This is a genomic window from Frankia sp. AvcI1, from assembly GCF_001420875.1.
GTDB classification, from domain to species: domain Bacteria; phylum Actinomycetota; class Actinomycetes; order Frankiales; family Frankiaceae; genus Frankia; species Frankia alni.
Map to the genome: position 1 here is coordinate 300,341 of NZ_LJFZ01000003.1, position 25,356 is coordinate 325,696.

Genomic DNA, 25,356 nt, shown 5'->3' on the forward strand with positions numbered 1-25,356 from the left:
CGCTGGCCGGCGCCGCGGTCCTGCTGCTGGGGGGTCGGCGCACCGACCGGTTCGGCCACCTCATCGGCACGCTCGCGGCGGCGGCGAGCTTCGTGCTCGGCCTGGTGCTGTTCGCCACGCTGCTCGGCCGCGACGGCGACGACCGGGCGCTGTCCCAGCACCTGTACTCCTGGATCCCGGTCAACGGTTTCCAGGTGGACNTCGGCCTGCTCGTCGACCAGCTCTCGATCGTGTTCGTGCTGTTGATCACCGGCGTCGGCACGCTGATCCACATCTACTCGATCGGCTACATGGCNCACGACCCGAACCGGCGCAAGTTCTTCGCCTACATGAACCTGTTCCTGGCGTCGATGCTGCTGCTCGTCCTGGGGAACAACTTCCTNTCGCTCTACGCCGGCTGGGAACTCGTCGGCCTGTCGTCGTACCTGCTCATCAAGTTCTGGGAGGACCGGCCGGCCGCGGCCACCGCGGCGAACAAGGCCTTCTACATGAACCGGGTCGGCGACGTGGGCCTCGCCCTGGCCATCATGTTCATGTTCGCCACCGTGGGTTCGACCAGCTACGCGGACGTGTTCGGCGCCGCCGCGGCGGGCGTCATCGGTTACGGCACCCTGACCNCCATCGCGCTGCTGCTCCTGCTCGGCGCGTGCGGCAAGTCCGGCCAGTTCCCGCTGCAGGCGTGGCTGCCGGACGCCATGGAGGGCCCCACCCCGATCTCCGCGCTCATCCACGCGGCGACCATGGTCACCGCCGGGGTGTACCTCATCGTGCGGGCCGGGCCGATCTTCGACGGGACGCAGGCGGCGCGCACCGTCGTCGTCATCATCGGCGCCGCGACGATCCTCATCGGCTGCGTCATCGGCTGCGCCTACGACGACATCAAGAAGGTGCTGGCCTACTCGACCGTCAGCCAGATCGGCTACATGTTCCTCGCGGTGGGCCTGGGGCCGGCGGGCTACGCGCTGGGCATCATGCACCTGCTGGCCCACGGCTTCTTCAAGGCCGGCCTGTTCCTCGGCGCCGGGTCGGTGATCCACGGGATGGACGACGACCAGGACCTGCGACATTACGGCGGGCTGTGGCGGTACATGCCGATCACCTGGGTGACCTTCGGCCTCGGCTACCTGGCGATCATCGGTTTCCCGGGGCTGTCCGGATTCTTCACCAAGGACCGCATCATCGAGACCGCCTTCGACAAGGGGGGCACGTCCGGCTACCTGCTCGGCTCGATCGCGCTGCTGGGCGCGGGCATCACCGCCTTCTACATGACCCGGCTGTTCCTGATGACCTTCCACGGCAAGCCGCGCTGGTCGGCGGAGGGCCCGGCCGCCAANCACCCGCACGAGTCGCCGGTGTCGATGACCGGGCCGATGATCGTGCTGGCGGTCGGCTCGGTGTTCGCCGGCGGCCTGTTCGTCCTCGGTCACTCGCTGCAGGACTGGCTCGAACCGGTCGCCGGGACGGGCGTCGGGGGCGTGCACACGTTCTCCCCGGTCGTGCTCACCCTNCTCACCCTGGTGGTCACCGCGGGCGGTTTCGCCGGCGCCTACCTGCGCTACCAGCTCCGACCGGTCGAGTCCGTGGCCCGGCCGGACACCGAGGTCAGCCTGGTCACCTTCGCCGCCCGGCACGACCTGTTCGCGAACACGTTCAACGAGACCGTCGCCATGCGTCCCGGCCAGTACCTGACCCGCTTCCTGGTCTGGCTGGACCTCGTCGGCATCGACGGGCTCGTGCGGGGCAGCGCCGCCGCCATCGGCGGGCTGTCCGGGCGGATGCGCCGCCTGCAGACCGGCTTCGTCCGGTCCTACGCTCTGTCGATGTTGGGAGGTGCCGTCCTCGTGGTCGGCGCACTGCTGCTGGTGAGGGCGGGCTGACGTGAACACAGTCCCCTGGTTGACGATCCTGCTCATCGTCCCGGCCGCGGGGGCGGTGGTCGTCGCCGCCCTGCCGCGGCGCCTCGCCACGCTCGCCAAGCAGCTCACCCTCGGCCTCACGCTCGCGGTCCTGGTGCTCGCCGTGCTCGCGACCTTCGCCTACGACCCCGACAAGGCCGGCTTCCAGTTCGGCCAGTCCTACGACTGGATCTCCACGTTCGGCATCTCCTACTCGGTCGGGGCCGACGGCATCTCGCTGGTGCTGATGTTGCTGGCCGCGCTGCTGGTGCCGGTCGTGGTGCTGTCGTCGTGGGACGAGGTCGACGGCGGCGCCCCGGGCGGCGGGCGCGTCCCCGCTCCCACGGTCGCCCCCGACGCCACCGGCGGCGTCGACCGGTTTGATGGCGGTGGCGGCCTGGGTGGCGGTGGTGGCCTGGGTGGCGGTGGCGGGCTGGGTGACGGTGGCGGGTCGGGTGGGACCGCGGTCGCGCTGGCCGCCCCGGCGCGGACCGCGACGGCCCCGCCGGTCGTCACGCGGGACGAGGTCGCCGAAAGGCACGGCCGGCGCTCGGTGCCGGCGTTCTTCGCGCTGCTGCTCGCCCTGGAAGCCGGGATGATCGGCGTGTTCGCCGCGACCGACGTCTTCCTGTTCTACGTCTTCTTCGAGGCGATGCTGATCCCGATGTACTTCCTCATCGGCAGCTACGGCCCGGTGAAGGAGCAGGCGCAGCGTTCCTACGCGGCGGTGAAGTTCCTGGTCTACAGCCTGTTCGGCGGCCTGCTCATGCTCGCCGCGGTGATCGGGCTGTACGTCGTGTCCGCGGACAACCTCGGGCACGGCACGTTCGACTTCGCCACCCTGCGGCAGATGGAGATCACTCCCGGGGTACAGAAGCTGCTGTTCCTCGGGTTCTTCGTCGCATTCNCCATCAAGGCCCCGCTGTTCCCGTTCCACACCTGGCTGCCCGACGCGGGCGCCCAGTCGCCCACCGGCGGCGCGGTACTGCTCGTCGGTGTGCTGGACAAGGTCGGGACCTTCGGGTTGATCCGCTACTGCATCCCGCTGTTCCCGGACGCCGCGGACTACTTCGCCCCGCTGGTGCTGGGCCTGGCGGTCGTCGGGATCTTCTACGGGGCGCTGCTGGCCATCGGGCAACGAGATATGAAACGTCTCGTCGCGTACACCTCGCTCGCCCACTTCGGCTTCATCGCGCTGGGTCTGTTCGCCTTCACCAGCCAGGCCGGCACCGGTGCGGTGCTCTACATGGTCAACCACGGGCTCTCGACGGGGCTGCTGTTCCTGGTCGTCGGCTTCCTGGTGACCCGACGGGGCAGCCGCGACGTCGGCGCCTACGGCGGGCTGGCCAAGGTGACGCCGGTGCTCGCCGGGGNCTTCCTCCTCGCCGGGCTGTCGTCGCTGGCGCTGCCCGGGACGAACAGTTTCGTCAGCGAGTTCCTCGTCCTGGTCGGCACGTTCACGGCGAACAAGCCGCTGGCGATCGTGGCGACCTGCGGCATCGTGCTCGCGGCGATCTACGTGCTGTACCTGTACCAGCGGACGATGACCGGCCCGGTCGTCCACGAGGAGAACAGGGTCCTGCACGACCTCGGCCTGCGCGAGAAGGTCGTCGTGGCCCCGCTGGTCGCGCTCATCGTCGCCCTGGGGGTGTACCCGAAGCCGCTGCTTGACATCATCAGGCCGACGGTGACGGCGACCTACGCCGACATCGGCAAGTCCGATCCGGCACCGACCCATCCCGCGGCCGCCCATCCCGGGGCGACCCATCCCGGGGCGNCCCATCCCGCCGCGACGCAGCCCGGAGGCCACTCGTGAGCGCCGATTCGACCATCCTGCTGGCGCAGGCGCCGAAGTTCACGCCGCCGTCGATCGAGTACTCCTCGTTGAGCCCGCTGCTCATCGTCTTCGTGGTGGCGCTGGTCGGGGTGCTCGTNGACNCCTTCGCCCCGCGCGCGGCGCGCCACGTCATCCAGCCGATCCTGGCCGGGGGCGGGTTCATCGCGGCGCTGGTCGCGGTCGCGGTGCTGCATGGCCGGCACGCGGTGCTCGCGTCACGCGCAGTGGCGATCGACGCGCCGACGCTGTTCATGCAGGGCACGATCCTGGTCTTCGCGCTGCTGTCGGTGCTGCTCGTGGCCGAGCGCCGGCTCGACTCCTCCGGCGGCGCGATCGTCGCCTCCGCGGCGATCACGCCCGGCTCGAAGGGCTCGACCGCGCAGCAGACCTCCACGCACATGCAGACCGAGGCGTACCCGCTGATGGTCTTCTCGGTCACCGGCATGATGCTTTTCGTCGCCTCGAACAACCTGCTGGTGATGTTCGTGGCGCTGGAGATCCTGTCGCTGCCGCTGTATCTGCTGGCCGGGCTGGCCCGGCGCAGGCGCCTGCTCTCGCAGGAGGCGGCGATGAAGTACTTCCTGCTCGGAGCATTCTCCTCGGCGTTTTTTCTCTACGGTGTGGCGTTCGCCTACGGATTTGCCGGCAGCGTGGAGCTCGGCAAGATCGCCGATGCGGTCGGTGACGCCGGAAAGAACGATCTCTACCTCTACCTCTCGCTTGCCCTGCTGGCCGTCGGCCTGTTCTTCAAGATCGGCGCCGCGCCGTTCCACTCGTGGACGCCCGACGTCTACCAGGGATCGCCGACCCCGGTGACCGCGTTCATGGCCGCCGGGACCAAGGTCGCCGCCTTCGGTGCCCTGCTGCGAGTCTTCTACGTCGCCTTCGGCGGCCTGCGGTGGGACTGGCGGCCGGTGCTGTGGACCGTGGCGATCCTCACGATGGTCGTCGGCGCGGTGCTGGCGCTGACCCAGCGCGACATCAAGCGGATGCTGGCCTACTCGGCGATCGCCCACGCCGGCTTCCTGCTCGTGGGGCTCGCCGGCACCAACACCGACGGCCTGCGCGGCTCGATGTTCTACCTGGTCACCTACGGCTTCACCACGATCGCCGCGTTCGCCGTGGTCTCGCTGGTGCGCACGGGCGACGGCGAGGCCAGCGACCTGTCCCAGTGGCGGGGCCTCGGCCGCACCTCGCCGCTGCTGGCCGGCACGTTCTCCTTCCTCCTGCTTGCGCTCGCCGGCATCCCGCTGACCAGCGGCTTCACCGGGAAGTTCGCCGTGTTCCAGGCGGCGATCGAGGGCGACGCGACCCCCCTGGTGGTCGTGGCGCTGGTCTGCAGCGCGATCGCGGCCTTCTTCTACGTGCGGGTGATCGTGCTGATGTTCTTCTCGGAGCCGCTCGCCGAGGGGCCCGTGGTGGTCACCCGGCCGACCCTGACGTTCGCCACGGTCGGCATCGGCACCGTGGCGACGCTTGTCCTGGGAGTAGNGCCACAGCCCCTTCTGGACCTCGCGAATACCGCGGCGACGTCCGGCTTCGTACGCTGACGGTGGTATGAGCGCTATCGGGCTGGACGTCGTGGGGATCAGGACCGATCCTGATCTGGAAAAAGCCGTGCGAGATGGGCTTGGTCAGGTGGAGGAGCTGCTACGAGCATCTGTGCGCAGCGAGTTCTCCTTCGTGACCGAGACCTCGCGGCATCTCGTCGATGCGGGGGGTAAACGCTTCCGCCCCATCGTCGTGCTGCTGGCGGCGCAGTTCGCCGATCCGCACGCCCCCGGGGTGGTGCCGGCGGCCGTCGCGATCGAACTCACCCATCTGTCGACGCTGTACCACGACGACGTGATGGACGAGGCCCCCCGCCGCCGGGGAGCGGCGTCCGCCAACGCCCGCTGGACGAACACGGTCGCGATCCTCACCGGCGACTACCTGTTCGCCCGCGCCTCCGACATCACCGCGGACCTGGGCCCCGCGGCGACCCGGATCCTCGCCCGGACGATCGCGACCCTCTGCGAGGGCCAGATCCGTGAGACCGTCGGCCCCGCCCCCGACCAGGACCCGGTCGAGCACTACCTGCGGGTGGTCACGGAGAAGACCGCCTCGCTGATCGCCACCTCCGGCCGACTCGGCGCGATGCTCGCCGGCGCGGACCCGGTCACCGTCGACACCCTGGCGACCTTCGGCGAGCTGTTCGGGGTGGCCTTCCAGCTTTCCGACGACATCATCGACGTCGCCTCCGACCCGGCCGACTCCGGCAAGACCCCCGGCACCGACCTGCGGGAGGGCATCCCCACCCTGCCGGTGCTCTACGCGCTGCAGGCCGACGACCGGCCCGCCGCCCGGCTGCGGGAGCTGATCAACTCGGACTTCGCCGCCGGGGGCGGGAATCCGGAGGAGGGCGTCGCGGAGGCGATCGAGCTGCTGCGCGCACACGAGGGGATGGCCAGGGCGCGCCAGGAGCTCGTCACCTGGTCGACCCGCGCCCGGGAGTGCCTGGCGCCGCTGTCGGACAACGGGGCGAAGGCGGCGCTGGAGTCCCTCGCCGACTTCGTCATCGACCGCACCGGCTGACGCCCCGGCCCCGCCGGCACCCCGCCCCGCCGCGGGGCAGCACCGCGCCGCGCCGGAGCGGACGCCGCGCTCCGGGACAGGAGCGGGCGCCCCGGCGCAGTGGCGGCCGCCCCGGAGAGGGCGGCTGTGCGACTAGTGAGCGGCGTGGGCCGTGATCGGCGTGCTGCTGGACCGTTGCGCCGGAACCCCCGACGACGTGGACGCCGACGACGTGGTGGCGGTCGAACCGGACGAGGACGAGGACGGGGCGCTGAACCAGGAGCCGAGCAGCGGCTCCACATCGATCGGATGGAACGGCAGCGCACCGGTGCCCGGGGACGCGGTGGTGCTCGGCGTGGCCGACGGACTCACCGCCGGGCTGGTGGCTTCGCCATCGTCGGACGCCGACGGGGTCGCCGTGGTGGTCGGGGCCGCCGTGGCGGAGGCGCCCGTCACGGTGCCGGCGCTCGGCGCGATGGACCGTAGATCGGTCGGCCCGGTCGTCGGCTGGTCCCGTGGAGTCAGGGAGATGATCGGAATCGGGGCGGTGGTGGGGCCCAACGCGACCGTGGTGACCGCACTCGACCCCGACGCGCCGGAACCGCCGGTCCCGCTGCCCGCTCTGTCGGCGCTCGGCGCAAGCGCGGCCCGCGGCGGCGAACTCTGCGTGCGGTCCCGCGACGCCTGGGACTGCGACGCGCCGTAGGCGAGGGTGTCCGTGCCGCTGTACTGGATCCGCGACGCCTCGCCGGCGTTGGGGACCGCCGCGCCGCCACCCCCGTCGCCCCCGAAGGCCACTCCGGCGACCAGCGCCGACAGCCCGGCCAGCGAGGCGGTGCCGGCGGCGGCCAGGCGCACCCGCCCGTTGCCGCGCCGGATGGGGGCGCGATGGGCACCCGGCACACGCTCGGCCGGCGCGTGGTTGCGGGCGGCCGCCGATGGCCCGCTGCGCCGGGGACCGGTGGGCGTCCGGCTGGTGGTGGGCATCCGGCTGGCGGTGAAGGATGCGCCGAAGGAGGGGCTCATCAGCCGCGAGGAGGCTGCGAACCGGGAGCCCTGCTCCCAGGAGGGCACGTCGTGCGCCGGGAAGTCCGACCATCGGCCGTCCTCGAACCGGCCGTCCTCGTCGAACTGGCCGTGCTCGAACCGGCCGTCCTCGAGCCGGCCGTCCTCGAGCCGGCCGTCCTCGCCGAGGCGATCGCCCGCGGCGAACCGGTCGTCCTCATCGAACCGATCGTCCGGGTAGAACCGGTTGTCCGCGGCGAAGCGGCCGTCAGTGTCGAACTGGTCGTCCGCGTGGAACCGGTCGCCCTCGTCGAACTGGTTGCCGGCGTCGAACCGNTCGGCGTCGAAGCCCGCGTTCGGGGACGGGCCGGTGTGGAAGCGATCCTCCGCGTCGAATCCGTCCGCGGCGTCGTACCAGTCGTCCGAGTCGTGCCATGTGCCTGTTCCGTACACACCGTCCGCGCCGTACCGGTCATCGTCGAGCCGGTCGTCCGCGGGGGACTGGCCACCTGCCACCCCGTCGCCGTCGCCGTCGAACCGGCTCTCGCCCTGGAAGTCTCCGAGCGAGTCGGCCTCGTACCGGTCGGCCTCGTACCGGTCGGCGTCGTACCGGTCGGCGTCGTACTGGTCGGGCTCATCCTGGTCGTTGTCGTACCGGTCGTCGTCCTGCCGGTCGGTGCCGAACCGGCCGCCCGCGGTGAATCGGCCGTGTCTCGGCCAGCCACGCCGCTGCCCGTCCGCGGGGTGGTCGTCCCAGCCGGGTGCGGACTGACGGGCCTGGCGGGCGGTGGTGCTGACCGACAGCGGGCCGGTGAGGGTGTCGAGCTCGCCGGGTGGGGCGAACGGGGGCCGCGGCGGGATTCGCCGCACGGTCGGGGTGGCTGCGGGGCCGTACCAGCCGCCGGAGCGGTCCGAGGTGTCCCAGGCCGCGGCGGTCCCGGTGGGGGGCGTGGGAGCGTAGGCACGCTCGTCGAAGCCGAGCGGGGTCCGGGCGGCCGGACGGCGCGGGGCGGCACCGCGGGAATGCCGGCCGGCGGAGTGGCTACCCACGGTGGCCCCCGGCGGGCAGCAGCGCCTCGGGCCCGGCCGGCCGGGCATCATGGCCAGCCCGAGAGCAGGGCCGTCGCAAACAGGCCGCCTCGGCGGCATGGTCGGTGCCCACCGACGAACGCGGACTGGCCGCGGACCGCGGGCTGAGGGCTCGATGACCCCGCACTACGCCTCCGGCTGCATTGGTGTTGTGAGCCCCCCCGGGCCACACGGCACCCCCACGCGCAATCTGACCTTACCCGACCTGATCGGAGCANCAAATACCGGACTTATCCGAACTAACTAGTTAAAGGTTAGTGCGAGGGGGATGGTCCGTGGCCGGAACGGCGTCGTCGGACCGCTCCGCAGCCCATTCCGGCGCATGATCGTTCTCCATCGGGACGGGTCCTGGCCGCCGGGGCCGTCCGGGCGCCGACCCTGTGGGCATGCGTGGGCGGGGCAGGCCGGGCCGTTCGCGCCGAAGCTCGCTCGGCAGCCGGTCGGCGGGACGGCGGGATGGTGAGACGGCAGCGCGCGGGCCGGCGGGCGGAGTCCTGGCCGGGCACCGCTTTCGGGGTCCCCCGCTGGTCCCCGGGACGGCCGTTCGGGTGCCCCCGGGGGGATCCCCAGAGCGGCCGGGGCGCCGGAACGCCGGGGCGCTGAAGCGCAGAAGCGCAGAAGCGCCAGAATGCCGAAAGGCCGGGGCGGCGTCGATGCGCGCGCCCCGGCCTTCCTACCGGTCTGCTGGTCGGCCGGGCCACTCGGCTGGCCAAGCGGCCCGGCCGATCCGGTGGGCTCCCGGATCGGGTTGGCGGTCGGCCGGCGGGTGCCGGCCGGTAGCGCCGACCAGACCCGGCGGCCACACCTGGATCAGTCGATGGTCCAGGTCTCCCCACCGGAGATCAGCGACATGAGGTCGCCCTCGCCCTGCCGGGCCCGAGCGTCGCTGATCTGCGTGTTGAGCGCCTCGTCGTACGTGGGTGCGTCGACGCTGCGGAAGATCCCGATGGGCGTCACCCCGTGCGAGTCGCCGGTGAGCCGGGACAGCGCGAAGGACTGGCTCGGGTCCGCCGCGGCGGCGTCGTGGACGAGGACGCCGGGGCTGCCCGCGGGCACGACCTCCAGGCTGCCGTCCGCCGCGCGGCGGATCGCCTTGTCGCCCTCGGCGCCGAAGACGAGCGGCTCGCCGTGGGTGAGCTTCAACGTCGCGTCGTCGCGGCTCGACCGGTCCTTCAGCGCGTCGAAGGCGCCGTCGTTGAAGATGTTGCAGTTCTGGAAGATCTCGACGAACGCGGTGCCCGGGTGCTCCGCCGCGGCGCGCAGCACCGAGGTCAGGTGCGCCCGGTCGGAGTCGATCGACCGCCCGACGAAGGTGGCCTCCGCACCGAGTGCCAGCGACACCGGGTTGTACGGCCGGTCCAGCGAGCCGAACGGCGTCGACTTGGTGATCTTGCCGACCTCGGAGGTGGGCGAGTACTGGCCCTTGGTCAGACCGTAGATCCGGTTGTTGAACATGAGGATCTTGAGGTTGACGTTGCGGCGCAGCGCGTGCAGCAGGTGGTTGCCGCCGATGGACAGCGCGTCGCCGTCTCCGGTGACCACCCAGACCGACAGGTCCGGTCGCGAGGTGGCGAGGCCGGTGGCGATCGCCGGCGCACGACCGTGGATGGAGTGCATCCCGTAGGTCTGCAGGTAGTACGGGAACCGCGAGGAGCAGCCGATTCCCGAGATGAAGGCGATGTTCTCGCGGGCGACCCCGAGCTCGGGGAGGAAGCCCTGGACGGTGGCGAGGATGGCGTAGTCACCGCAGCCCGGGCACCAGCGCACCTCCTGGTCGGAGGTGAAGTCCTTGCGGCTCTGCTGGGCCGGCGCGGCCGGCACCAGGTCGAGCAGCCGATTGCTGATACCGGTGTGGTTCGTCGTGACGGTCACTGGTTGATCACGTCCTCCAAGACGCCGGCCAGCTCCGCCGCCTTGAACGGCAGCCCGCGGACCTGGTTGTAGCCGATCGCATCGACGAGGAACTCGGCCCGGATCAACGTCCGAAGCTGGCCGAGGTTCATCTCGGGGATCAGCACCTTGTCGTACGACCGCAGGATCTCCCCGGTGTTGGCCGGGAAGGGGTTGAGATGGCGCAGGTGCGCCTGGGCGACGTGCAGGCCCTTGGCGCGGACCCGCCGGCAGCCGGCTGCGATCGGGCCGTAGGTGGAGCCCCAGCCGAGCACGAGCACGCGTGCCTGCCCGGAGGGATCCTCCACCTCCAGCGGGGGGATGTCGTTCGCGATGCCGGCGACCTTGGCCGCGCGCAGGCGGACCATCCGGTCGTGGTTGNCCGGGTCGTAGGAGATGTTCCCCTGCCCGTCGGACTTCTCGATGCCGCCGATGCGGTGCTCGAGACCCGNCGTGCCGGGGACCGCCCACGGCCGGGCGAGCGTCTCCGGGTCGCGCAGATAGGGCCAGAACTCCGGCCCCTTCGGCCCGGTGTGGTTCGGCTCGGTGGTGAAGGCGACCGTCAGGTCCGGCAGCGCCTCGCGCTTCGGCAGCAACCACGGCTCGGAGCCGTTGGCGAGGTAGCCGTCGGAGAGCAGGAACACCGGCGTGCGGTACTTCGTCGCGAGCCGGGCGGCCTCGACCGCGGCGTCGAAGCAGTCCCCGGGCGAGCGGGGCGCCACGATCGGCACGGGGGCCTCGCCGTTGCGGNCGAACATCGCCTGCAGCAGGTCGGCCTGCTCGGTCTTGGTCGGCAGCCCGGTCGACGGCCCGCCACGCTGGATGTCGACGATGACCAGTGGTAGCTCAAGGCTCACCGCCAGACCGATGGTCTCGCTCTTGAGCGCGACTCCGGGACCCGAGGTCGTGGTGATGCCCAGCGAGCCGCCGAAGGACGCGCCCAGCGCGGCGCCGATCCCGGCGATCTCGTCCTCCGCCTGGAACGTCCGCACGCCGAACCGCTTGTGCTTGCTCAGCTCGTGCAGGATGTCCGAGGCGGGGGNGATCGGGTAGGACCCGAGGAACACCGGCAGGCCGGTCAGCTCGCCGGCCGCGATCAGCCCGTAGGACAGGGCGAGATTGCCCGTGATGCGCCGGTAGGTACCGGACTTCATCCGGGCCGGCGCCACCTCGTAGGTGACGGTGAAGGACTCGGTGGTCTCGCCGTAGTTGAACNCGGCACGGAAGGCCGCGATGTTGGCCGCGGNGATCTCCGGCCGCTTCGCGAACTTCTTCTCCAGGAAACCGACGGTGCCCTCCGTCGGACGGTGGTACAGCCAGCTCATGAGGCCCAGGGCGAACATGTTCTTCGCCCNCTCGGCCTCCTTCTTGTTGACTGAGCCGGCGGTCTCCTCCGCGGCGTGCACCGCGTTGATGGTCATCGAGGTCAGGGGGACCCGATGCACCAGGTAGGGGTCCAGCGTGCCGTCCGTCAGCGGGTCTGTCGCATAGCCCGCCTTCTTGAGGTTTCCGCCCGTGAACGCGTCCGTGTTGACGATGAGATTCGCACCGGGAGGCAGATCCTTGAGATTCGCCTTCAACGCGGCGGGATTCATCGCTACCAGGACGTCCGGTGCGTCACNCGGGGTGAGGATGTCGTGATCGGAAAAATGTAGTTGGAATCCGGATACACCGGCCGGGGTGCCGGCTGGGGCACGGATTTCGGCGGGAAAGTCCGGGAGCGTCGACAGGTCGTTGCCGAACGTGGCCGTCTCGCTGGTGAACTGCTCTCCGGTGAGCTGCATACCGTCGCCGGAGTCGCCCGCAAAGCGCACGACCACCCGGTCGAGCCGGCGGGTCTCCCTCTCCCTGACCTGCTCAGACACCTTCAGTAACCTCCTCGGGTACCACACCAGCCTACCGGCTGTAGCAATGGGACGCGTGCGGCGTGCCGGGCCGACCGATCNCACGCGGTGGCCCGACGATCAGACCCGAATCTGTTGATCTCGGCGTGCTCTGNCTGAGAGTGATTGCCTGTCAACTCTGTGTATGTCTGCCCCTGTCCTGACGGTCGGCTGNTGCCACCCGTGTCCGGATGGTCGGGTGCGTCGCCCGCCCGGCGGGTGCGGGCGGTACGGATTCAATACGCTTCCGGGCGGCTTTCCATACAGATCTGGTCGGGCGGCCTGTCGGCGAATAGACACATTCGCAACTTTGTTTCGATTACTCCATGTGCGCGACTCGCTATCTTCCGTTGCCGCCGCGGTGGGAGCCGCACCACGCAGCGTATCGGTCGCAAGGCACGGGCCGGATGGTGCCGAGGTGCCAGCGCGACCGGCGCGACCGGCGCGTGGGCGGGGGAGCANCATCGCAGCCATGACCTCGCACCCCCGCCCGGCCCGACCCCGCCCGGCCCGACCCGGTCCGACGCGGAGACGGCCGGAGCAGGACTCTTCCGAGGGTCGGCACCGGGAGACGGTCGGGCTGGTCGGGGCTGGTCGGGCCGGCAGCGCCGTCGCCCTCGCCCTGGCCGCCGCGGGGCACCCGGTGGTGGCGGTGACCAGCAGGTCCACCCACGGCCGCGCCGACGCGGCGGCTCGGTTCCCGGCCGCGCGGATCGGCTCGGTGCCGCAGGTGGCACCGGTGTTGCGGGCGGCCGAGGTGCTGCTCGTCGCCGNCCCGGACGACGCGATCGCACCGGTGACCGCCGAGCTCGTGGCCGCGGACGCCGTGCGGGCGGAGCAGATCCTCGTGCATCTCAGCGGCCGGCACGGGCTGGGTGTGCTCGGCGCCGCCACCGCCACGGGCGCGGTCCGGATGGCACTGCACCCGATCATGACGCTGCCCGAGGCGGTGGGGGACCCCGACACGTTCGCCGGGGTGCCGTTCGGCATCACCGCGGACCCGGGTGCCGAGGCCCGGGCTCGGGGGCTCGTCGCCGACGTCGGCGGCATCCCCCTGCTGATCGAGGACGACCGGCGTGATCTCTACCACGCCGCGCTGGTCCTCGGTGGCAACTTTCTGACCAGCCTGACCGTGGCCGCCCAACAGACGCTCGCGGCGGCGGGCGTCGCCGATCCGGGCGCCGCCCTCGCCCCCCTGCTGCGGGCGTCCCTGGACAACGCCCTCACCGGTGGCTGGCCGGCGTCGACCGGTCCGGTCCGCCGGGGCGATCTCGGCACCGTCCGAGCCCACCTGCGGGCGTTGGACACCGCGGATCCGGCGGTCGCGGACGTCTACCGGGCACTGGTCGCCTTCACCGCCGGTGGCCTTGAACGGGCCGGTCTGCTCGAGGCGTCGGTGGCCGACCGGCTGCGCGCGGGTGCGGCCGNCCACACGGCGCCCGGGAACGATGGTGCGCAGTCCCCGCGTTGAACAGCTCGTACCGGCTCGACAGGACGGACACCGGATCGCCATGCCACACCGCCACCTCAACGGTCTGAAGACCGCGCTGCTGCTCGGCGTGCTCTCCGCAGCCATCCTGCTGGTGGGGTCCCTGTTCGGGCGGGGTGGCCTGCTCGTCGCGCTGGTGCTCGCGCTCGCGATGAACGGCTTCTCCTACTTCTTCTCGGATCGCATCGCCCTGCGGGCGATGCGGGCCTATCCGGTCACCCAGGTCGAACAGCCGCGGCTGTACGCCATCGTCGGGGAGCTCGCCCGCAATGCCCGCATGCCGATGCCTCGGCTGTACCTGAGCCCCACCGGCTCGCCCAACGCCTTCGCCACCGGCCGCAATCCGGGGAATGCGGCGGTCTGCTGTACCGAGGGCATCCTGGCGCTGATGGACGATCGCGAGCTGCGCGGCGTCCTCGGNCACGAACTCAGTCATGTGTACAACCGCGACATTCTGATCGCCTCGGTCGCCGGCGCCCTCGCGAGCGTCATCGTGTACCTCGCCAACATGGCCCAGTTCCTGGCCATCTTCGGCGGGCGGGACGAGGAGAACGGCCCGGGCATCTTCGAGCTGTTGCTGCTGATGATTCTCGGTCCGGCCGCAGCGTCGATCATCCAGCTCGCCATCAGCCGCTCCCGGGAGTACCAGGCCGACGAGTCGGGCGCGACGCTCACCGGCGACCCGCTCGGCCTGGCCAGCGCGCTGCGCAAGCTGGAGGCGGGCGCGTCCGCCCGGCCGCTGCCGCAGAACTCGAAGCTGGGGCCCGCGGCCGCGCTGATGATTGCCAATCCGTTCCGCGGCGGCGGGGTGGGCCGGCTGTTCTCAACCCATCCGCCCATGAACGAGCGAATCGCCCGGCTGGAACAGCTCGCGCGTATGAATCCCTATCGCTGACGCGTAACGGACCGCAGTGTTGCCTGTAGTGGCATCGTCGTATTACAGTGGATGACTCAGAGTAAACTTGCACCGTCGGCCGCGTATCGCGGACGGTAGCCGGGAACCTCGTTGTTCCACGGCCACGACGGCGGCGGAGCGAACCCCCCAGGTTCCGCCGCAGGCANCCCGCCCGAAACCCCCCATCGGGCGGGGTGCGCCGTTTCCGCGTACGGACGGACCTCAGCGGTAGTTGACGAACTGGAGCGGAACCTCGAAGTCCTCGGCCTTCAGGAGCTGGATCACCCGCTGCAGGTCGTCCCGCTTCTTCCCGGTGACGCGCAGCTGGTCGCCCTGAATCTGGGCCTGTACCCCCTTGGGGCCATCCGCCCGGATCTTCTTGGCGATCGCCCGGGCCTTGTCGTCCGCGATGCCCTGCTGGACGGTCACCGACAGGCGGAACTCCTTGCCCGAGGGCTTGGGCTCGTCGAACGACAGCGCCTTGAGCGAGATGCCGCGTTTGACGAACTTCTCCTGCAGGACGTCGAGCACCGCCTTGACCCGCTCGTCGGTGTTCGCTACGAGCAGAATCGACTCGCCGGACAGGGTGGCCGACGCGCCCGTGTCGCGGAAGTCGAAGCGGGTTCGGATCTCCTTGGCTGTCTGGTTGACGGCGTTGTCTATCTCCTGTTCGTCGACTTTGCTGACGATGTCGAAGGACGGGTCTGCCACGTGCGCGGACCTCCAGTTCGATTCGGGAGGGGATGTCTGGCCGAGCGAGGGTGTCGAGTCAGGCACCGTACGTGGTCATCACGGGCGGTACCCGCCTCGGGGGACGGTCACTCGCCGTTGTATTCGATCGACGACAGCCTTGCAGGACGGTCCCGCCGTCCCGGTGGTCCCGCGGGACCGGTATGCTCCTCCACGAAGGCAGGTTGCCCGAGCGGCCAAAGGGAACGGTCTGTAAAACCGTCGGCTCAGNCTACGATGGTTCGAATCCATCACCTGCCACCATCCCCGGGTTCGACCCGGGGCACGTACCGCCCTCAGGCCCGGAGCGACGCTCCGGGCCTGCTTGTTTCCGGGCTCGGTTGCGGTCCGGAAGGGGACCGCGTGGGGCCCATCTCGCGGCGATGCGCGGTCCCCGTCATCACCGGTGCCACGGTGCACGCGACGGGAGGGCAGCGCCTCGTCTGACTCTGACCGGCGGGCGACGCCGGGGAGAGACGGACTGGCCGCTCGCTGCTGCGCCCCGCTGCTCAGGGGGCCGCGGCGGCGTCCAGTTCGGCACGGGTCAGCAGCGGGCGCAGGGCCAGACCGAGCTCGGCCAGCCGTTCCCGGCCGCCCTCGCCGCGGTCGATCACGCAGAGCACGTCCTCGACGATCGCGCCGTCGTCGCGCAGCACCTTCGTCGCGTCGAGCACGGCTCCGCCGGAGGTGACGACGTCCTCGACCAGGACGACGCGGCGGCCGGTGACCTCGCCGCCCTCGGCGATGCGCCGAGTGCCGTACTCCTTGGCCTTCTTCCGCACGAACCGCGCGGGCAGGCCGGTGCGCTGGGACAGCAGGGTGGCCAGGGGCACGCCACCGAGCTCGAGCCCGGCCAGGAGGTCGGTGCCCGGCGGCACCAGCCCGGTCAGGCCGTCGACGATCGCGGCCAGCAGCTCCGGGTCGGCCTCGAACAGGTACTTGTCGAAGTACTCGGTGCTCGTCCGGCCCGACCGGAGCAGGAAGGTGCCGGTCAGATGGGAGGCGGCCCGGACCCGGGCGGCCAGCGCCGCATTGTCGCTCACGTCAGAGCACTCTAGGCGTGCGGAGCTGCGCGGCGTGGCGCGGTGGCGGGGAGCAGCGTGGTTGCCGGTCCGTCCGCCGGCCGCCCGCACCCGGCGCATCGGGAGGTTCGTCGCACGACCGGCGCTACGGTGACTCCATGTCGCGATCCGCCGCCGGGCGCCGTGCGCAGGGATCTCCGGACGGCTTCGGCGCACTGCTGTTCGTCTACGGGACCCTGATGTTCCCCGAGGTCGTCTCGACGCTGATCGGCAGGGTGCCGCCGATGGAGTCCGCCGCCGCCCCCGGGTGGCGGGCCGCCCGGCTGCGCGACCGCCTCTACCCGGGGCTGGTGCGCCGGGTCGCTCGGGACGATGCCTCGGCCCCGGGCCGGGTGCTCGTCAGCCTCGATCGGGGGGAACGGGCCGTGTTCGACGCGTTCGAGGGCTCGGCCTACGAGGCCGCTCCGCTCGTCTTGGCCGACGGGCGCCCGGCAGTCGCCTATCTCTGGAAGGACGCCGCCGAGGCGACCGACGAAGACTGGAACCCCCGCGCGTTCGCGGACGGGCACCTCGGCGACTACGTCCTGCGGTGCGCGGCCTGGCGAGCCCGACTGACCGACCCGTTGCCCTGAGCGGGCGCACCTTCGGTCGGGCCGGTCGGGCCGGTCGGGCCGGTCGGGCTGGTCGGGCCGCCGGCTCAGCCGTGGACGGTGGGCGGTCGACCTTCGTCGCCGTGCCCGGTTCTGCCCGGGCCCCCCGAGTCTCCCGGGCCACGCCCGGTGAGCCCACCGGAGCCCGGCGGAACACCCGCCGCCTCCGGGTGGCGACCGCCGACGCCCGCGCCACGGCCGGCGGCCTCACCGACGCCGGCGCGGTCGCCCGGGTACGGCTCCTCGTAGCCGCCGCGGGTACGGGCGGTGTCGTAGGTGCACAGCGCGTAGATCACCAGGATGTCGATCGCGATGATGATGACCGACCACACCGGAAACGCGGCCATGAAGGCAAGCTGGCCGATCGCGTTGATCGCCGCGATCACGATGCCGGCCCAGCGTGCCGCGTCGTTGCGGATGTAGATCCCGTAGGAGATCAGCATCTCGACGACGCCGACCGCGATCCACAGCCACCCCCAGAAGTTGGTGTCGGCGTAGATCACGTTGGTGCCGCCGTTGAGATTGTTCACGACCACCGTGTAGTCGCGCAGGGTCGCGATGCCGTAAATCAGGTTGTGGAAGCCGACGATGAACATGATCACGGCGGCGAAGGTGAGCCATCCGCTCAGCGGGCGTACCGCCCGATTTCCTGCCATCTGATCCTCCCCGTTCGACGCCGACGCCTCGCCCGACCGGTGAACCGCCATGCCCTCGACGAGAGGGCCACCGGGACAGGCTGGGCGCGACCTCGTGGTCGCGGCGGCTCGATACCGGCACCATGCGGTCCGGTGTGCATCCGGTAGCCAGACAACTACCGTCCGCCGCTTAGGTGCGATACCCGCCCCGCCCCGACGTCACCCCCTTTCGGCCGAGGCGGCCGGCGGCACCCCGTCGGTCGGGGCGGCCGGCGGCACCCCGTTGGTCGGGCCGGCCGGCGGTACCCCGTCGGTCGGGGCGGCTGGCAGCGTCGTGACCTTGTTCGTCGCGGCGTCCCAGCGCAGCCGGCCGTGCTGGAAGGTGCTCTCTCGTCCGCCCGGCACCGAGTACTCGTCGGTCGTGGGCAGGCCGAGGCCGGACGCCGTGCCGCCGAGGGACAGGTAGGTCTGCAGGATGCGGCCGTGGACCTCGTGCGCGCCGGTCAGGGGATGCCAGTAGATCCAACCGCCCTGGAACCGGGCCTGCTGGGCGCCGGGCGCGCTGGCGATCTCGATGTCGCTCACCGGGCGTCGCAGGAAGCTGTTCGACCCGCCGATGCCGAGGTACTTCGTCGAGATCGGGCCGTACAGCCCGTGCACCCCGGTGGCGACGGACCAGAAGGCCAGGCCGCTCGCGTACTGCTGCCAGCGGCCCCCGCCGCCCGCGGGATTCTCGACCCCGACCTTGGCGCCGAGCGCGGCCTGGGTCGGCCCGCCGGCCGCGTACCACTTCTCGATCTCGCTGCGGGTGCCGTCCGCCTGGGCGGCGAGCGCGGTCGACGTGCAGCACAGCACGTTCATGTCCACGTTGCCGGTGATCCCGGGCACGGTGCCGCCGGAGGTGTACTGCCACAGTGCCCAGTTCGGCCAGCCGCCGGGTAGCCAGCCGGGGGTCGCCTGGTTGTTGTAGATCGCGAACCAGAACGGGTACTTCGCGAAGTCATGGGTGTCCGCGACCTTCCCGGTCCAGAACGACCGGTAGGTGTAGAGGATGGGAGCCCGTCCTGTCGCCGACTCGACCTCCTCCAGGAACGCCCGGGTCCAGGCCGCGAGTGCCCTGGGGTCGAGTCCGCCGGTGTCCTCCAGGTCCAGCACGGGCGCGAGATGGCCGGCCGTGCGCGTCAGCCCGCTGACGGCGATGAAGTGCCGCGCCTGGTCCACGGCGGTCGACAGCGGCTGCGCCGGGCGCGCGTAGTGGTAGGCGCCGACCACCAGTCCGGCCCTGGTGGCGGCGTCGCGGTCGGTCACGAAGAACGGGTTGGTGTAGTTCGTCCCCTCGGTGGCCTTGATGATCACAAAGCTGACGCCGGAGGCGCGAGCCGCGGTCCAGTCGATCGGTCCGCCACCCGGATGCTGCCACGAGGCCACGTCGATCCCGCGTGGCCACAGCGGCGAGGGGGCCGCCCCCTGGGCCACGCCGGTGGTGCCGGACATGGTCAGCGCGGCGGCGGTGAGCGCGGCGATGCTGAGCAGTCGCCGGGGCAGTGGGATCGGCAGCGCCGACCGGGCCGGCAGGCCCCGGTGGCGCGGCAGGCAGTCGGCGTCCGCCCGGTGCGGCGGGGTGAGGTCCGATGCGCGGATCCGTCGTGGGTTCGGGGCGCGAGGCGGCACGTGGCCAGGGGTCTGGCCAGCCACCGCCGCGAGTCGTTCGGGTGAGGGCAACCACTCGGGTGGCGGGAACCGGTCGGGTGGCGGGAACCGGTCAAGTGGAGGGAACCGGTCTGGTGGAGGGAACATCGTGCCGGGTGGCAAGGGGGTGCCGGGCCGGATCGGGATGCCGACCGGGCCGGCGTCGCCGCCGGTGCCGCGGGTAGTCGGATACCGGCCAGGACGATGCGTGGAACGCATGGGCAACCCTCGGATGCTCGGGAGGCGACGGTCGGGGAGGCTCGTGAGCCGGTTGGNCGCGCCAGGCGGGCGCACCAACGGGTGTGCCACACGCTAAGCATTCAAGGAATTGCTTACAGCTATCAAAGGTAGGGGAGTCCGAGTTATTCACTACGGACAGTTGCTCCCGCCGGCAATCTGCGCATCTTCCGGTCGGAACGGCCGCCGGGTCGGGCGTGCCGGCGTGCCCGGGGGCAAGACTGGCTATGGGGATGTTCCGCGCATCCGGCGGCGGATCGTCGCCGCCGACGGGCAGGTCCGGGGGTCCCGTCATGATCGGGGACGAAGTGGACGGGGGTGCCTCCCCAACCACGCTCAGCGTCGTGTAATCTGAGCACCGCGACCTCGCGCCCCTTTAGCTCAGTCGGCAGAGCGTCTCCATGGTAAGGAGAAGGTCTACGGTTCGATTCCGTAAAGGGGCTCCACGTTCCGGTCCTCGGGCAGGTTCGTGTCCGGGATGGGCGGTTCCGCCGGTTCTCCCGGGTAGGCTTGTGGTCGGGTCTCCGGGCATCCTGGAGACCATCCTGGCGGTGTAGCTCAGTCTGGCAGAGCAAGCGGCTCATAATCGCTGTGTCGCCGGTTCAAGTCCGGCCACCGCTACTATCGGGGAGCGGCGCGCCGTGACCCCTGTAGGGGCTCGCGGCCTGCCGCGTCGCCCGATCAGTTCAGCACCCGACTCAGGAAGAGGCATCACGCCGTGGCCGCCACTGACGTCCGCCCGAAGATCACGATGGCGTGCCAGGTGTGTAAGCACCGGAACTACATCACCCGCAAGAACCGGCGCAACGACCCGGACCGCCTCGAGCTGAAGAAGTTCTGCCCGAACTGCGGCAAGCACACGGAGCACCGCGAGACCCGCTGACGATGCCCGGCGTCGCCGTGGCGGCCACGCCGCCGTCCGCCTGACGTGCGCGGGTCACGCGAGCCAGCATGCGATCACAACCGGCCAGGGAGCATCCTGGCCGGTTGTTTGCGTCTAGGCCGCCCCGTCCGGGGCGGGTCGACTCTCGTCGCAGGCCTGGGGACGGCGGACCGAAGCCCGGGGCGCCGGCGTGATAGCTAGGACACATCGACCCGTCCGTCGATGGGCCGGCTCATGAGGTTCGTGGTGGGATGCTTCCCGTCGCGGCCCGTCCGGCCCGACGCGCCGCGGCCAGGTGTGCCATGGCATTCGGCCCTGCCGTGGCCGTCGAGATCGGAGCCTTGATGTCGCTGAACCAGGACTTCGTGGGACGGAGTTTCGTCTCGCCCGTCCCCTTCCAGGTCGGACGCGAGCAGATCCGGCAGTTCGCCCGGGCGATCGGGGACGACAACCCGCTTTACCACGACGTGGAGGCGGCCAAGGCGGCCGGGCACCCCGATCTCGTCGCGCCGCCGACGTTTCTGATCACCGCGATTCCCGGAGCCCTGGGGCTGCCCACCGACGATCCGGCGCTCGGGCTGGACTATGCCCTGGTCGTGCACGGTGAGCAGCGCTTCGTCCTGCGCCGGCCGGTGTTGGCGGGCGACGAGCTGATCACCACCTCGACGCTGACCGCCATCCGCGCGGTGGGCCGCAACGAGGTGCTCGTCACCACCTACCGTTACACCGCCACGAGTGGCGAGGAGGTCGCGGTCGGCACGTGCACCCTGGTCTCCCGCGGCACGGCACCGCCACGGGCGTAAGCGCACGTGCCCTGACGCCCGGTGGGAACCGGGCCGCCGGTCCGGCCGCACCCCCGACGCTGTCGGGAGTGCCTCACCCTGGGGAGAACGACGATGACGGCGACCGTCGGCTATGACGACGTCGAGGTCGGCACCGAGCTGCCGGAACGGNTGTTCCCGCTGCGACGGGTCGATCTCGTCCGCTACGCGNGAGCATCCGGGGACTTCAATCCCATCCACTGGAGCGAGCGGGCCGCCGCGGACGCGGGCCTGCCCGGCGTGCTCGCGCACGGGATGCTGACGATGGCGACGGCCACCCGGCTCGTCACCGACTGGGCCGGGGACCCGGGCGCCGTCCTCGAGGTCGGGGTGAAGTTCTCCGCACCGGTGGTGGTACCGGACGACGACGACGGCGCCTCGGTGTCGGTGCGCGGCGTCGTCGAGAAGAAGCTCGACGACAACCGGGTGGTCGTGAACCTCACCACCCGGTGTGGCGGCGAGAAGGTACTGATGGCCGCGCGGGCCACCGTCCGGCTGGGCTGAGCCGGCTGGCTGGCTGGCTGGCTCAGCCCAGGGTCGTTCAGGCAGCCTCGCTGAGCAGGGCGGACAGCCGGCTCACGCCCTTGACCAGGTCCTCGTCGCTGAGCGCGTAGGACAGCCGGGCGAAGCCGGGGGTGCCGAACGCCTCACCGGGGACGATGGCGACCCCGGCCTCCTCCAGGATGAGCTGGCACAGCTCGGCGCTGGTCGTGGGCGTCCGGCCGCGAAGGCTGCGCCCGAGCGCGCCCTGCAGGGAGGGGTAGCAGTNGAACGCGCCCTCGGGCAGCGGGCAGGTCACTCCCGGGGTCTCGGTGAGCATGCGGTGCATCGTCAGCCGGCGGCGATCGAAGGCGGTGCGCATCTCGGCGACGGCGTCGAGGGGCCCGGCGACGGCGGCGAGCGCCGCGGCCTGGGAGACGTTGGCGACGTTCGAGGTGGCGTGCGACTGCAGGTTCGCCGCCGCGGAGACGACGTCCGTCGGCCCGATCAGCCAGCCGACCCGCCAGCCCGTCATCGCGTAGGTCTTCGCGACGCCGTTGACGATGACGCAGCGCTCGGCCAGCTCCGGCACCTGGGTCAGGATCGAGGCGAACCGCGCCTCGCCGTAGACGAGGTGCTCGTAGATCTCGTCGGCGAGCACCCAGATGCCGGCCTGCTCGGCCCAGCGACCGATCTCGCGGACCTCCTCCGGCGTGTGCACGGCGCCGGTCGGGTTCGACGGCGAGTTGAACAGCAGCACCTTGGTGCGCTCGGTGCGGGCCGCCTCGAGCTGCTCGACGGTCACCCGGTAGCCGGCCTCCGGCCCGGTGACGACGTCGACCGGCACACCACCGGCCAGGCGGATGGACTCGGGGTAGGTGGTCCAGTACGGCGCCGGCAGCAGCACCTCGTCACCCGGGTCGAGCAGCGTCGCGAAGGCCTCGTAGACGGCCTGCTTGCCGCCGTTGGTCACCAGGACCTGGCCCGCGGAGACGGTGACGCCGGAGTCCCGGGCCGTCTTCTCGGCGATGGCCTGCCGCAGCTCCGGCAGACCGCCCGCCGGGGTGTAGCGGTGCATGCGGGGCTCGCGGCATGCCTTCTCCGCGGCGGCGACGATGTGGTCCGGAGTCGCGAAGTCCGGCTCGCCGGCGCCGAAGCCGACCACGTCCTGGCCCGCGGCGCGCATCGCCTTCGCGGTGGCGTCGACGGCCAGCGTCGCGGACGGGGCGATGCCGCCGATGCGGCTTGAGATCCTGCTCATAGTGCCCATGCTGCCATGGCGTCCGGACGGGCGTCGTACGCAGGCGGCCGGGATCCGGCGTCCGTGCGGACCGGTTCCGGGGTGGCCGGTGGACCCTGTCCCGCGGGTCCTGNGGACGGCGTGCCGTGGGTCCTGTGGACGTTGCCGCGAGGGTCCCGCGGACGATGTTCCGGGGGACTGTGGACGGTGTCCGAAGGGACTGTGGACAGTGTCCGGAGGGTGCTCTCCGGGCCCCGGGGGCCGTGTTCGGCGGTGCCCGCGCACGGTCCGCGGCGGAGTNGGGGCGATGAAGGGGTATGCTCGATCCGCTCGGGTACCCATTCCGGTAACCGGCTCACAGGCTGGACTGTGCGCTATGGTGCAGAAGCGCAGCGTGTGGGTTCGATGCGGTCGCGGGGATCCGGGCGTGTCCAAGGGGCGTGGCTCAATTGGTAGAGCACCGGTCTCCAAAACCGGCGGTTGCAGGTTCGAGTCCTGTCGCCCCTGCGCTGTTCGACAGTTGGCTGGTTCGGCGACGGAGTTGGGTGGAGTTGAGTGGCGACCGATACCCGTGACGCGGCACCGCGTCCCAAGCGGGCGACGCGTGCCGCGGGTCGGGGTCGACCGCTTCAGTTCATCCACAAGATCCTCCGGTTCATCCGCGAGGTCATGGCGGAGCTCCGGAAGGTCGTCTACCCCGGCCGGAGCGAGCTGATCACCTACGTGCTGGTCGTGCTCGTGTTCGTCAGCGTGATGACGGCCTTCGTGGCTAGTCTCGACTTCGGGCTCACGAAGGCGGTCCTCGCGATCTTCGGCTGACGGGCCCGTCAGCCGGCGGGGTCGGGCAGTACGGACGGACGGGTCCGGGCGGGTGATCGATGCCGGTGCGCCGGTCGGTCGGCTGCCGCCCGTTCGGCACCACGCCCGCGCAGCGCCCGCTCCGCGGAGTCCACAGCAGCAGAAGCGTCCACGAGAGAAGGAACGTCCGCGTGTCCCAGTCGCCCGAGCACGCCTCCTCCGAGCAGGGGGNGGCCCTCGCCCGTCTCGATCTCCTCGCGGCGTTCGAGCACGACGAGGTGGCGAGTACGGACGCCGGCGCCGACCTCGACGACCCCCACGCCGACTCCGACGACGCCGATGACGAGTCGAGTGCCGAGGCCACCGCCACCAGCGAGGCCGATGAGGCCGGTTCCGTGACCGACCCGGGCTCCGCGCCCACCGCGCAGGACGAATCCGCCGCGGCCGTCGAGCCTGCGGCCGTCGAGCCCGCGGTCGCCGCGGTCGCCGCGGCCGACGACACCGATGACGACGACGATCTGCGTCGCGCCATCGAGGACGCGCCGGGCGAGTGGTACGTCGTGCACTCGTACGCGGGATATGAGAACAAGGTCAAGACCAACCTCGAGACCCGTATCTCCAGCCTCAACATGGAGGACTACATCTTCCAGATCGAGGTGCCCACCGAGGAGGTCCCGGTGGTCAAGAACGGCAAGAGGCAGCTGGTCCAGCAGAAGAAGTACCCGGGTTACATCTACGTCCGGATGGACCTGACGGACCAGTCCTGGTCCGCGGTCCGAAACACGCCGGGTGTGACCGGGTTCGTGGGGCTCACCAACCGGCCCTCACCGCTGCGGCGCGAGGAAGTCCTGTCCATCCTCGCCCCGGCGGNGCCGAAGGAGAAGAAGGTCGAGACCGTCCGGGTCCAGGAGTTCGAGGTCGGGGAGTCGGTCACCGTCATGGACGGCCCCTTCGCCACGCTTCCGGCGACCATCAGCGAGATCAACCTCGACGCCCAGCGGCTGAAGGTGCTGGTCTCGATCTTCGGTCGGGAGACGCCCGTCGAGCTGCAGTTCAATCAGGTCGCGAAGATCTGATTCGGTCCGTGGAACTCCGGTAGGAAGACGAGCACATGCCGCCCAAGAAAAAGAAGATCNCCGCGATCATCAAGCTCCAGATCAACGCCGGCAAGGCCACGCCGGCGCCGCCGGTCGGCCCCGCGCTGGGTCAGCACGGCGTGAACATCATGGAGTTCTGCAAGCAGTACAACGCCGCGACNGAGTCGCAGGCCGGCAACGTCGTGCCGGTCGAGATCACCGTGTACGAGGACCGCTCGTTCACCTTCGTCACGAAGACCCCGCCGGCCGCGCGGCTCATCCTCAAGGCCGCGGGCGTCGAGAAGGGCAGCGGGACCCCGCACCGGGACAAGGTCGCCAAGCTGACCCCGGCCCAGGTGCGCGAGATCGCCCAGACCAAGCTCCCCGACCTCAACGCCACGANGATCGAGGCGGCCGAGAAGATCATCGCGGGGACCGCCCGCTCGATGGGGATCACGGTCGGCGACTAGCCCTCCGCACCTCGCCACACCGAACCGACGCCGTGGGAGGGCGATCGGTGCGAGCTTGCGCGGCCCGGACGAGATCCGCGCCGCGGNGAG

General features: G+C 71.1%; 15 protein-coding genes, 4 tRNA genes and 29 pseudogenes. 32 read left to right on the top strand and 16 right to left on the bottom strand.

The genetic code is table 11. From position 1 onward, the window contains the following. The 14 genes and pseudogenes from UK94_RS40260 to UK94_RS05065 all read left to right on the top strand — a co-directional run. A pseudogene (locus tag UK94_RS40260) lies at positions 1 to 200 on the top strand (NADH-quinone oxidoreductase subunit L); the annotation flags it as partial. Between the two features lies 1 nt (position 201). Then, positions 202 to 295 (top strand): annotated as a pseudogene (locus UK94_RS40265) (hypothetical protein); the annotation flags it as partial. A gap of 1 nt (position 296) precedes the next feature. Beyond that, a pseudogene (locus tag UK94_RS40270) lies at positions 297 to 382 on the top strand (hypothetical protein); the annotation flags it as partial. A gap of 1 nt (position 383) precedes the next feature. After that, positions 384 to 617: pseudogene (locus UK94_RS40275) on the top strand (proton-conducting transporter membrane subunit); the annotation flags it as partial. A gap of 1 nt (position 618) precedes the next feature. Then, positions 619 to 1,333 (top strand): annotated as a pseudogene (locus UK94_RS40280) (proton-conducting transporter membrane subunit); the annotation flags it as partial. Position 1,334: 1 nt separating this feature from the next. Next, positions 1,335 to 1,507 (top strand): annotated as a pseudogene (locus UK94_RS40285) (hypothetical protein); the annotation flags it as partial. A 1-nt stretch (position 1,508) separates the two neighbouring features. Then, positions 1,509 to 1,877, top strand: a pseudogene (locus tag UK94_RS40290) (NADH-quinone oxidoreductase subunit L); the annotation flags it as partial. Position 1,878: 1 nt separating this feature from the next. After that, on the top strand, positions 1,879 to 2,802 hold a 924-nt coding region (locus UK94_RS40295; RefSeq protein ID WP_268761206.1), incomplete at its 3' end, for a proton-conducting transporter membrane subunit. A gap of 1 nt (position 2,803) precedes the next feature. Beyond that, positions 2,804 to 3,268: pseudogene (locus tag UK94_RS40300) on the top strand (proton-conducting transporter membrane subunit); the annotation flags it as partial. A 1-nt stretch (position 3,269) separates the two neighbouring features. Continuing rightward, positions 3,270 to 3,672: pseudogene (locus UK94_RS40305) on the top strand (NADH-quinone oxidoreductase subunit M); the annotation flags it as partial. A 35-nt stretch (positions 3,673 to 3,707) separates the two neighbouring features. Next, the coding region (locus tag UK94_RS40310) for a hypothetical protein (protein ID WP_235486590.1) at positions 3,708 to 3,829 on the top strand (122 nt) is incomplete at its 3' end. Between the two features lie 5 nt (positions 3,830 to 3,834). Beyond that, positions 3,835 to 5,223, top strand: a pseudogene (gene nuoN / locus UK94_RS05060) (NADH-quinone oxidoreductase subunit NuoN); the annotation flags it as partial. A gap of 1 nt (position 5,224) precedes the next feature. Then, positions 5,225 to 5,282 (top strand): annotated as a pseudogene (locus tag UK94_RS72855) (hypothetical protein); the annotation flags it as partial. 7 nt (positions 5,283 to 5,289) lie between these two features. Then, complete coding sequence (locus UK94_RS05065; protein ID WP_041938842.1) at positions 5,290 to 6,306, top strand: polyprenyl synthetase family protein; 1,017 nt, start codon at positions 5,290 to 5,292, stop codon at positions 6,304 to 6,306. Between the two features lie 132 nt (positions 6,307 to 6,438). On the opposite strand, the pseudogene UK94_RS40315 reads toward UK94_RS05065, so the two are convergent. From UK94_RS40315 to UK94_RS40360, 10 genes and pseudogenes are all read right to left on the bottom strand, one after another. Further along, positions 6,439 to 7,626 (bottom strand): annotated as a pseudogene (locus tag UK94_RS40315) (hypothetical protein); the annotation flags it as partial. Between the two features lie 1,563 nt (positions 7,627 to 9,189). Beyond that, positions 9,190 to 10,251: a 2-oxoacid:ferredoxin oxidoreductase subunit beta gene (locus tag UK94_RS05075; protein ID WP_055748903.1), complete on the bottom strand. Its 1,062-nt coding sequence runs from the start codon at positions 10,249 to 10,251 to the stop codon at positions 9,190 to 9,192. Further along, a pseudogene (locus UK94_RS40320) lies at positions 10,248 to 10,650 on the bottom strand (2-oxoglutarate ferredoxin oxidoreductase subunit alpha); the annotation flags it as partial. The pseudogene UK94_RS40320 and the gene UK94_RS05075, both read right to left, overlap by 4 nt. A gap of 1 nt (position 10,651) precedes the next feature. After that, positions 10,652 to 10,720, bottom strand: a pseudogene (locus UK94_RS40325) (hypothetical protein); the annotation flags it as partial. A gap of 1 nt (position 10,721) precedes the next feature. Further along, positions 10,722 to 11,019, bottom strand: a pseudogene (locus tag UK94_RS40330) (2-oxoglutarate ferredoxin oxidoreductase subunit alpha); the annotation flags it as partial. Between the two features lies 1 nt (position 11,020). Then, a pseudogene (locus UK94_RS40335) lies at positions 11,021 to 11,311 on the bottom strand (2-oxoglutarate ferredoxin oxidoreductase subunit alpha); the annotation flags it as partial. Position 11,312: 1 nt separating this feature from the next. Beyond that, positions 11,313 to 11,484: pseudogene (locus UK94_RS40340) on the bottom strand (hypothetical protein); the annotation flags it as partial. Between the two features lie 32 nt (positions 11,485 to 11,516). Next, positions 11,517 to 11,623 (bottom strand): annotated as a pseudogene (locus UK94_RS40350) (hypothetical protein); the annotation flags it as partial. Position 11,624: 1 nt separating this feature from the next. Then, positions 11,625 to 11,890: pseudogene (locus UK94_RS40355) on the bottom strand (2-oxoacid:acceptor oxidoreductase family protein); the annotation flags it as partial. A 1-nt stretch (position 11,891) separates the two neighbouring features. Continuing rightward, positions 11,892 to 12,134, bottom strand: a pseudogene (locus UK94_RS40360) (2-oxoglutarate ferredoxin oxidoreductase subunit alpha); the annotation flags it as partial. A 490-nt stretch (positions 12,135 to 12,624) separates the two neighbouring features. Here UK94_RS40360 and UK94_RS40365 point away from each other — a divergent pair. The 4 genes and pseudogenes from UK94_RS40365 to UK94_RS40375 all read left to right on the top strand — a co-directional run. Next, the coding region (locus UK94_RS40365; protein WP_235486525.1) for an NAD(P)-binding domain-containing protein at positions 12,625 to 12,925 on the top strand (301 nt) is incomplete at its 3' end. 1 nt (position 12,926) lies between these two features. Continuing rightward, positions 12,927 to 13,579: pseudogene (locus tag UK94_RS05085) on the top strand (Rossmann-like and DUF2520 domain-containing protein); the annotation flags it as partial. An 84-nt stretch (positions 13,580 to 13,663) separates the two neighbouring features. After that, the coding region (locus UK94_RS40370) for a M48 family metalloprotease (protein ID WP_235486527.1) at positions 13,664 to 14,061 on the top strand (398 nt) is incomplete at its 3' end. A 1-nt stretch (position 14,062) separates the two neighbouring features. Then, positions 14,063 to 14,536, top strand: a pseudogene (locus UK94_RS40375) (M48 family metalloprotease); the annotation flags it as partial. 222 nt (positions 14,537 to 14,758) lie between these two features. Here UK94_RS40375 and UK94_RS05095 read toward each other — a convergent pair. Continuing rightward, a complete protein-coding gene (locus tag UK94_RS05095) occupies positions 14,759 to 15,247 on the bottom strand; it encodes a YajQ family cyclic di-GMP-binding protein (RefSeq protein WP_011602281.1) in 489 nt (162 codons plus the stop codon). Between the two features lie 197 nt (positions 15,248 to 15,444). Between UK94_RS05095 and UK94_RS05100 the strand changes: the two genes are divergently transcribed. After that, positions 15,445 to 15,529 (top strand) — tRNA-Tyr (locus UK94_RS05100). A 245-nt stretch (positions 15,530 to 15,774) separates the two neighbouring features. Here the strand turns inward: UK94_RS05100 and pyrE are convergent. Further along, positions 15,775 to 16,308, bottom strand: a complete 534-nt coding sequence (gene pyrE / locus UK94_RS05105; protein WP_055748905.1) for an orotate phosphoribosyltransferase — start codon at positions 16,306 to 16,308, stop codon at positions 15,775 to 15,777. A gap of 137 nt (positions 16,309 to 16,445) precedes the next feature. On the opposite strand from pyrE, the gene UK94_RS05110 reads away from it, so the two are divergent. Next, entirely contained in the window at positions 16,446 to 16,919 is a 474-nt protein-coding gene (locus UK94_RS05110) for a gamma-glutamylcyclotransferase family protein (RefSeq protein WP_055748906.1), read from the top strand. Positions 16,920 to 16,984: 65 nt separating this feature from the next. Here the strand turns inward: UK94_RS05110 and UK94_RS05115 are convergent, their stop codons facing one another. Beyond that, complete coding sequence (locus tag UK94_RS05115) at positions 16,985 to 17,593, bottom strand: hypothetical protein (RefSeq protein WP_055748962.1); 609 nt, start codon at positions 17,591 to 17,593, stop codon at positions 16,985 to 16,987. A gap of 198 nt (positions 17,594 to 17,791) precedes the next feature. Then, on the bottom strand, positions 17,792 to 19,267 hold the full coding sequence (locus UK94_RS05120) for a GH25 family lysozyme (RefSeq protein WP_235486529.1): 1,476 nt from the start codon (positions 19,265 to 19,267) through the stop codon (positions 17,792 to 17,794). Between the two features lie 601 nt (positions 19,268 to 19,868). Between UK94_RS05120 and UK94_RS05125 the strand changes: the two genes are divergently transcribed. From UK94_RS05125 to UK94_RS05145, 5 genes and pseudogenes are all read left to right on the top strand, one after another. After that, positions 19,869 to 19,944 (top strand) — tRNA-Thr (locus UK94_RS05125). A 101-nt stretch (positions 19,945 to 20,045) separates the two neighbouring features. After that, positions 20,046 to 20,119, top strand: a tRNA-Met gene (locus UK94_RS05130). A 97-nt stretch (positions 20,120 to 20,216) separates the two neighbouring features. Then, the gene (rpmG, locus tag UK94_RS05135) at positions 20,217 to 20,381 is read left to right on the top strand and encodes a 50S ribosomal protein L33 (RefSeq protein ID WP_009740545.1); all 165 of its coding nucleotides are present in this window, start codon (positions 20,217 to 20,219) and stop codon (positions 20,379 to 20,381) included. Between the two features lie 344 nt (positions 20,382 to 20,725). After that, positions 20,726 to 21,184: a MaoC family dehydratase N-terminal domain-containing protein gene (locus tag UK94_RS05140; protein ID WP_055748963.1), complete on the top strand. Its 459-nt coding sequence runs from the start codon at positions 20,726 to 20,728 to the stop codon at positions 21,182 to 21,184. Between the two features lie 190 nt (positions 21,185 to 21,374). After that, positions 21,375 to 21,706, top strand: a pseudogene (locus UK94_RS05145) (MaoC/PaaZ C-terminal domain-containing protein); the annotation flags it as partial. Positions 21,707 to 21,743: 37 nt separating this feature from the next. Here UK94_RS05145 and UK94_RS40380 read toward each other — a convergent pair. Beyond that, positions 21,744 to 21,970: aminotransferase class I/II-fold pyridoxal phosphate-dependent enzyme (locus tag UK94_RS40380; RefSeq protein ID WP_235486531.1), on the bottom strand; the 227-nt coding region annotated here is incomplete at its 5' end. Position 21,971: 1 nt separating this feature from the next. Next, a pseudogene (locus UK94_RS05150) lies at positions 21,972 to 22,952 on the bottom strand (pyridoxal phosphate-dependent aminotransferase); the annotation flags it as partial. A 404-nt stretch (positions 22,953 to 23,356) separates the two neighbouring features. On the opposite strand from UK94_RS05150, the gene UK94_RS05155 reads away from it, so the two are divergent. The 7 genes and pseudogenes from UK94_RS05155 to UK94_RS40405 form a co-directional block, all read left to right on the top strand. Continuing rightward, positions 23,357 to 23,429 (top strand) — tRNA-Trp (locus tag UK94_RS05155). A gap of 48 nt (positions 23,430 to 23,477) precedes the next feature. Beyond that, a complete protein-coding gene (gene secE / locus UK94_RS72860; RefSeq protein ID WP_041938847.1) occupies positions 23,478 to 23,741 on the top strand; it encodes a preprotein translocase subunit SecE in 264 nt (87 codons plus the stop codon). 211 nt (positions 23,742 to 23,952) lie between these two features. Then, positions 23,953 to 24,590 (top strand): annotated as a pseudogene (locus UK94_RS05165) (transcription termination/antitermination NusG family protein); the annotation flags it as partial. A gap of 1 nt (position 24,591) precedes the next feature. Continuing rightward, positions 24,592 to 24,796: pseudogene (locus UK94_RS40390) on the top strand (transcription termination/antitermination factor NusG); the annotation flags it as partial. Positions 24,797 to 24,856: 60 nt separating this feature from the next. Beyond that, positions 24,857 to 24,977, top strand: a pseudogene (locus UK94_RS40395) (50S ribosomal protein L11); the annotation flags it as partial. 1 nt (position 24,978) lies between these two features. Continuing rightward, positions 24,979 to 25,198 (top strand): annotated as a pseudogene (locus tag UK94_RS40400) (50S ribosomal protein L11); the annotation flags it as partial. Position 25,199: 1 nt separating this feature from the next. Next, positions 25,200 to 25,266: pseudogene (locus UK94_RS40405) on the top strand (50S ribosomal protein L11); the annotation flags it as partial. Between the last annotated feature and the right edge of the window lie 90 nt (positions 25,267 to 25,356).

What these genes read in the sequence shown, in the direction of transcription:
- UK94_RS05110 (WP_055748906.1), top strand. Translation starts at nt 16,446, where the DNA reads ATGTCGCGATCCGCCGCCGGGCGCCGTGCGCAGGGATCTCCGGACGGC.
- UK94_RS05140 (WP_055748963.1), top strand. Translation starts at nt 20,726, where the DNA reads ATGTCGCTGAACCAGGACTTCGTGGGACGGAGTTTCGTCTCGCCCGTC.
- UK94_RS05115 (WP_055748962.1), bottom strand. Translation starts at nt 17,593, where the DNA reads ATGGCAGGAAATCGGGCGGTACGCCCGCTGAGCGGATGGCTCACCTTC.
- UK94_RS05065 (WP_041938842.1), top strand. Translation starts at nt 5,290, where the DNA reads ATGAGCGCTATCGGGCTGGACGTCGTGGGGATCAGGACCGATCCTGAT.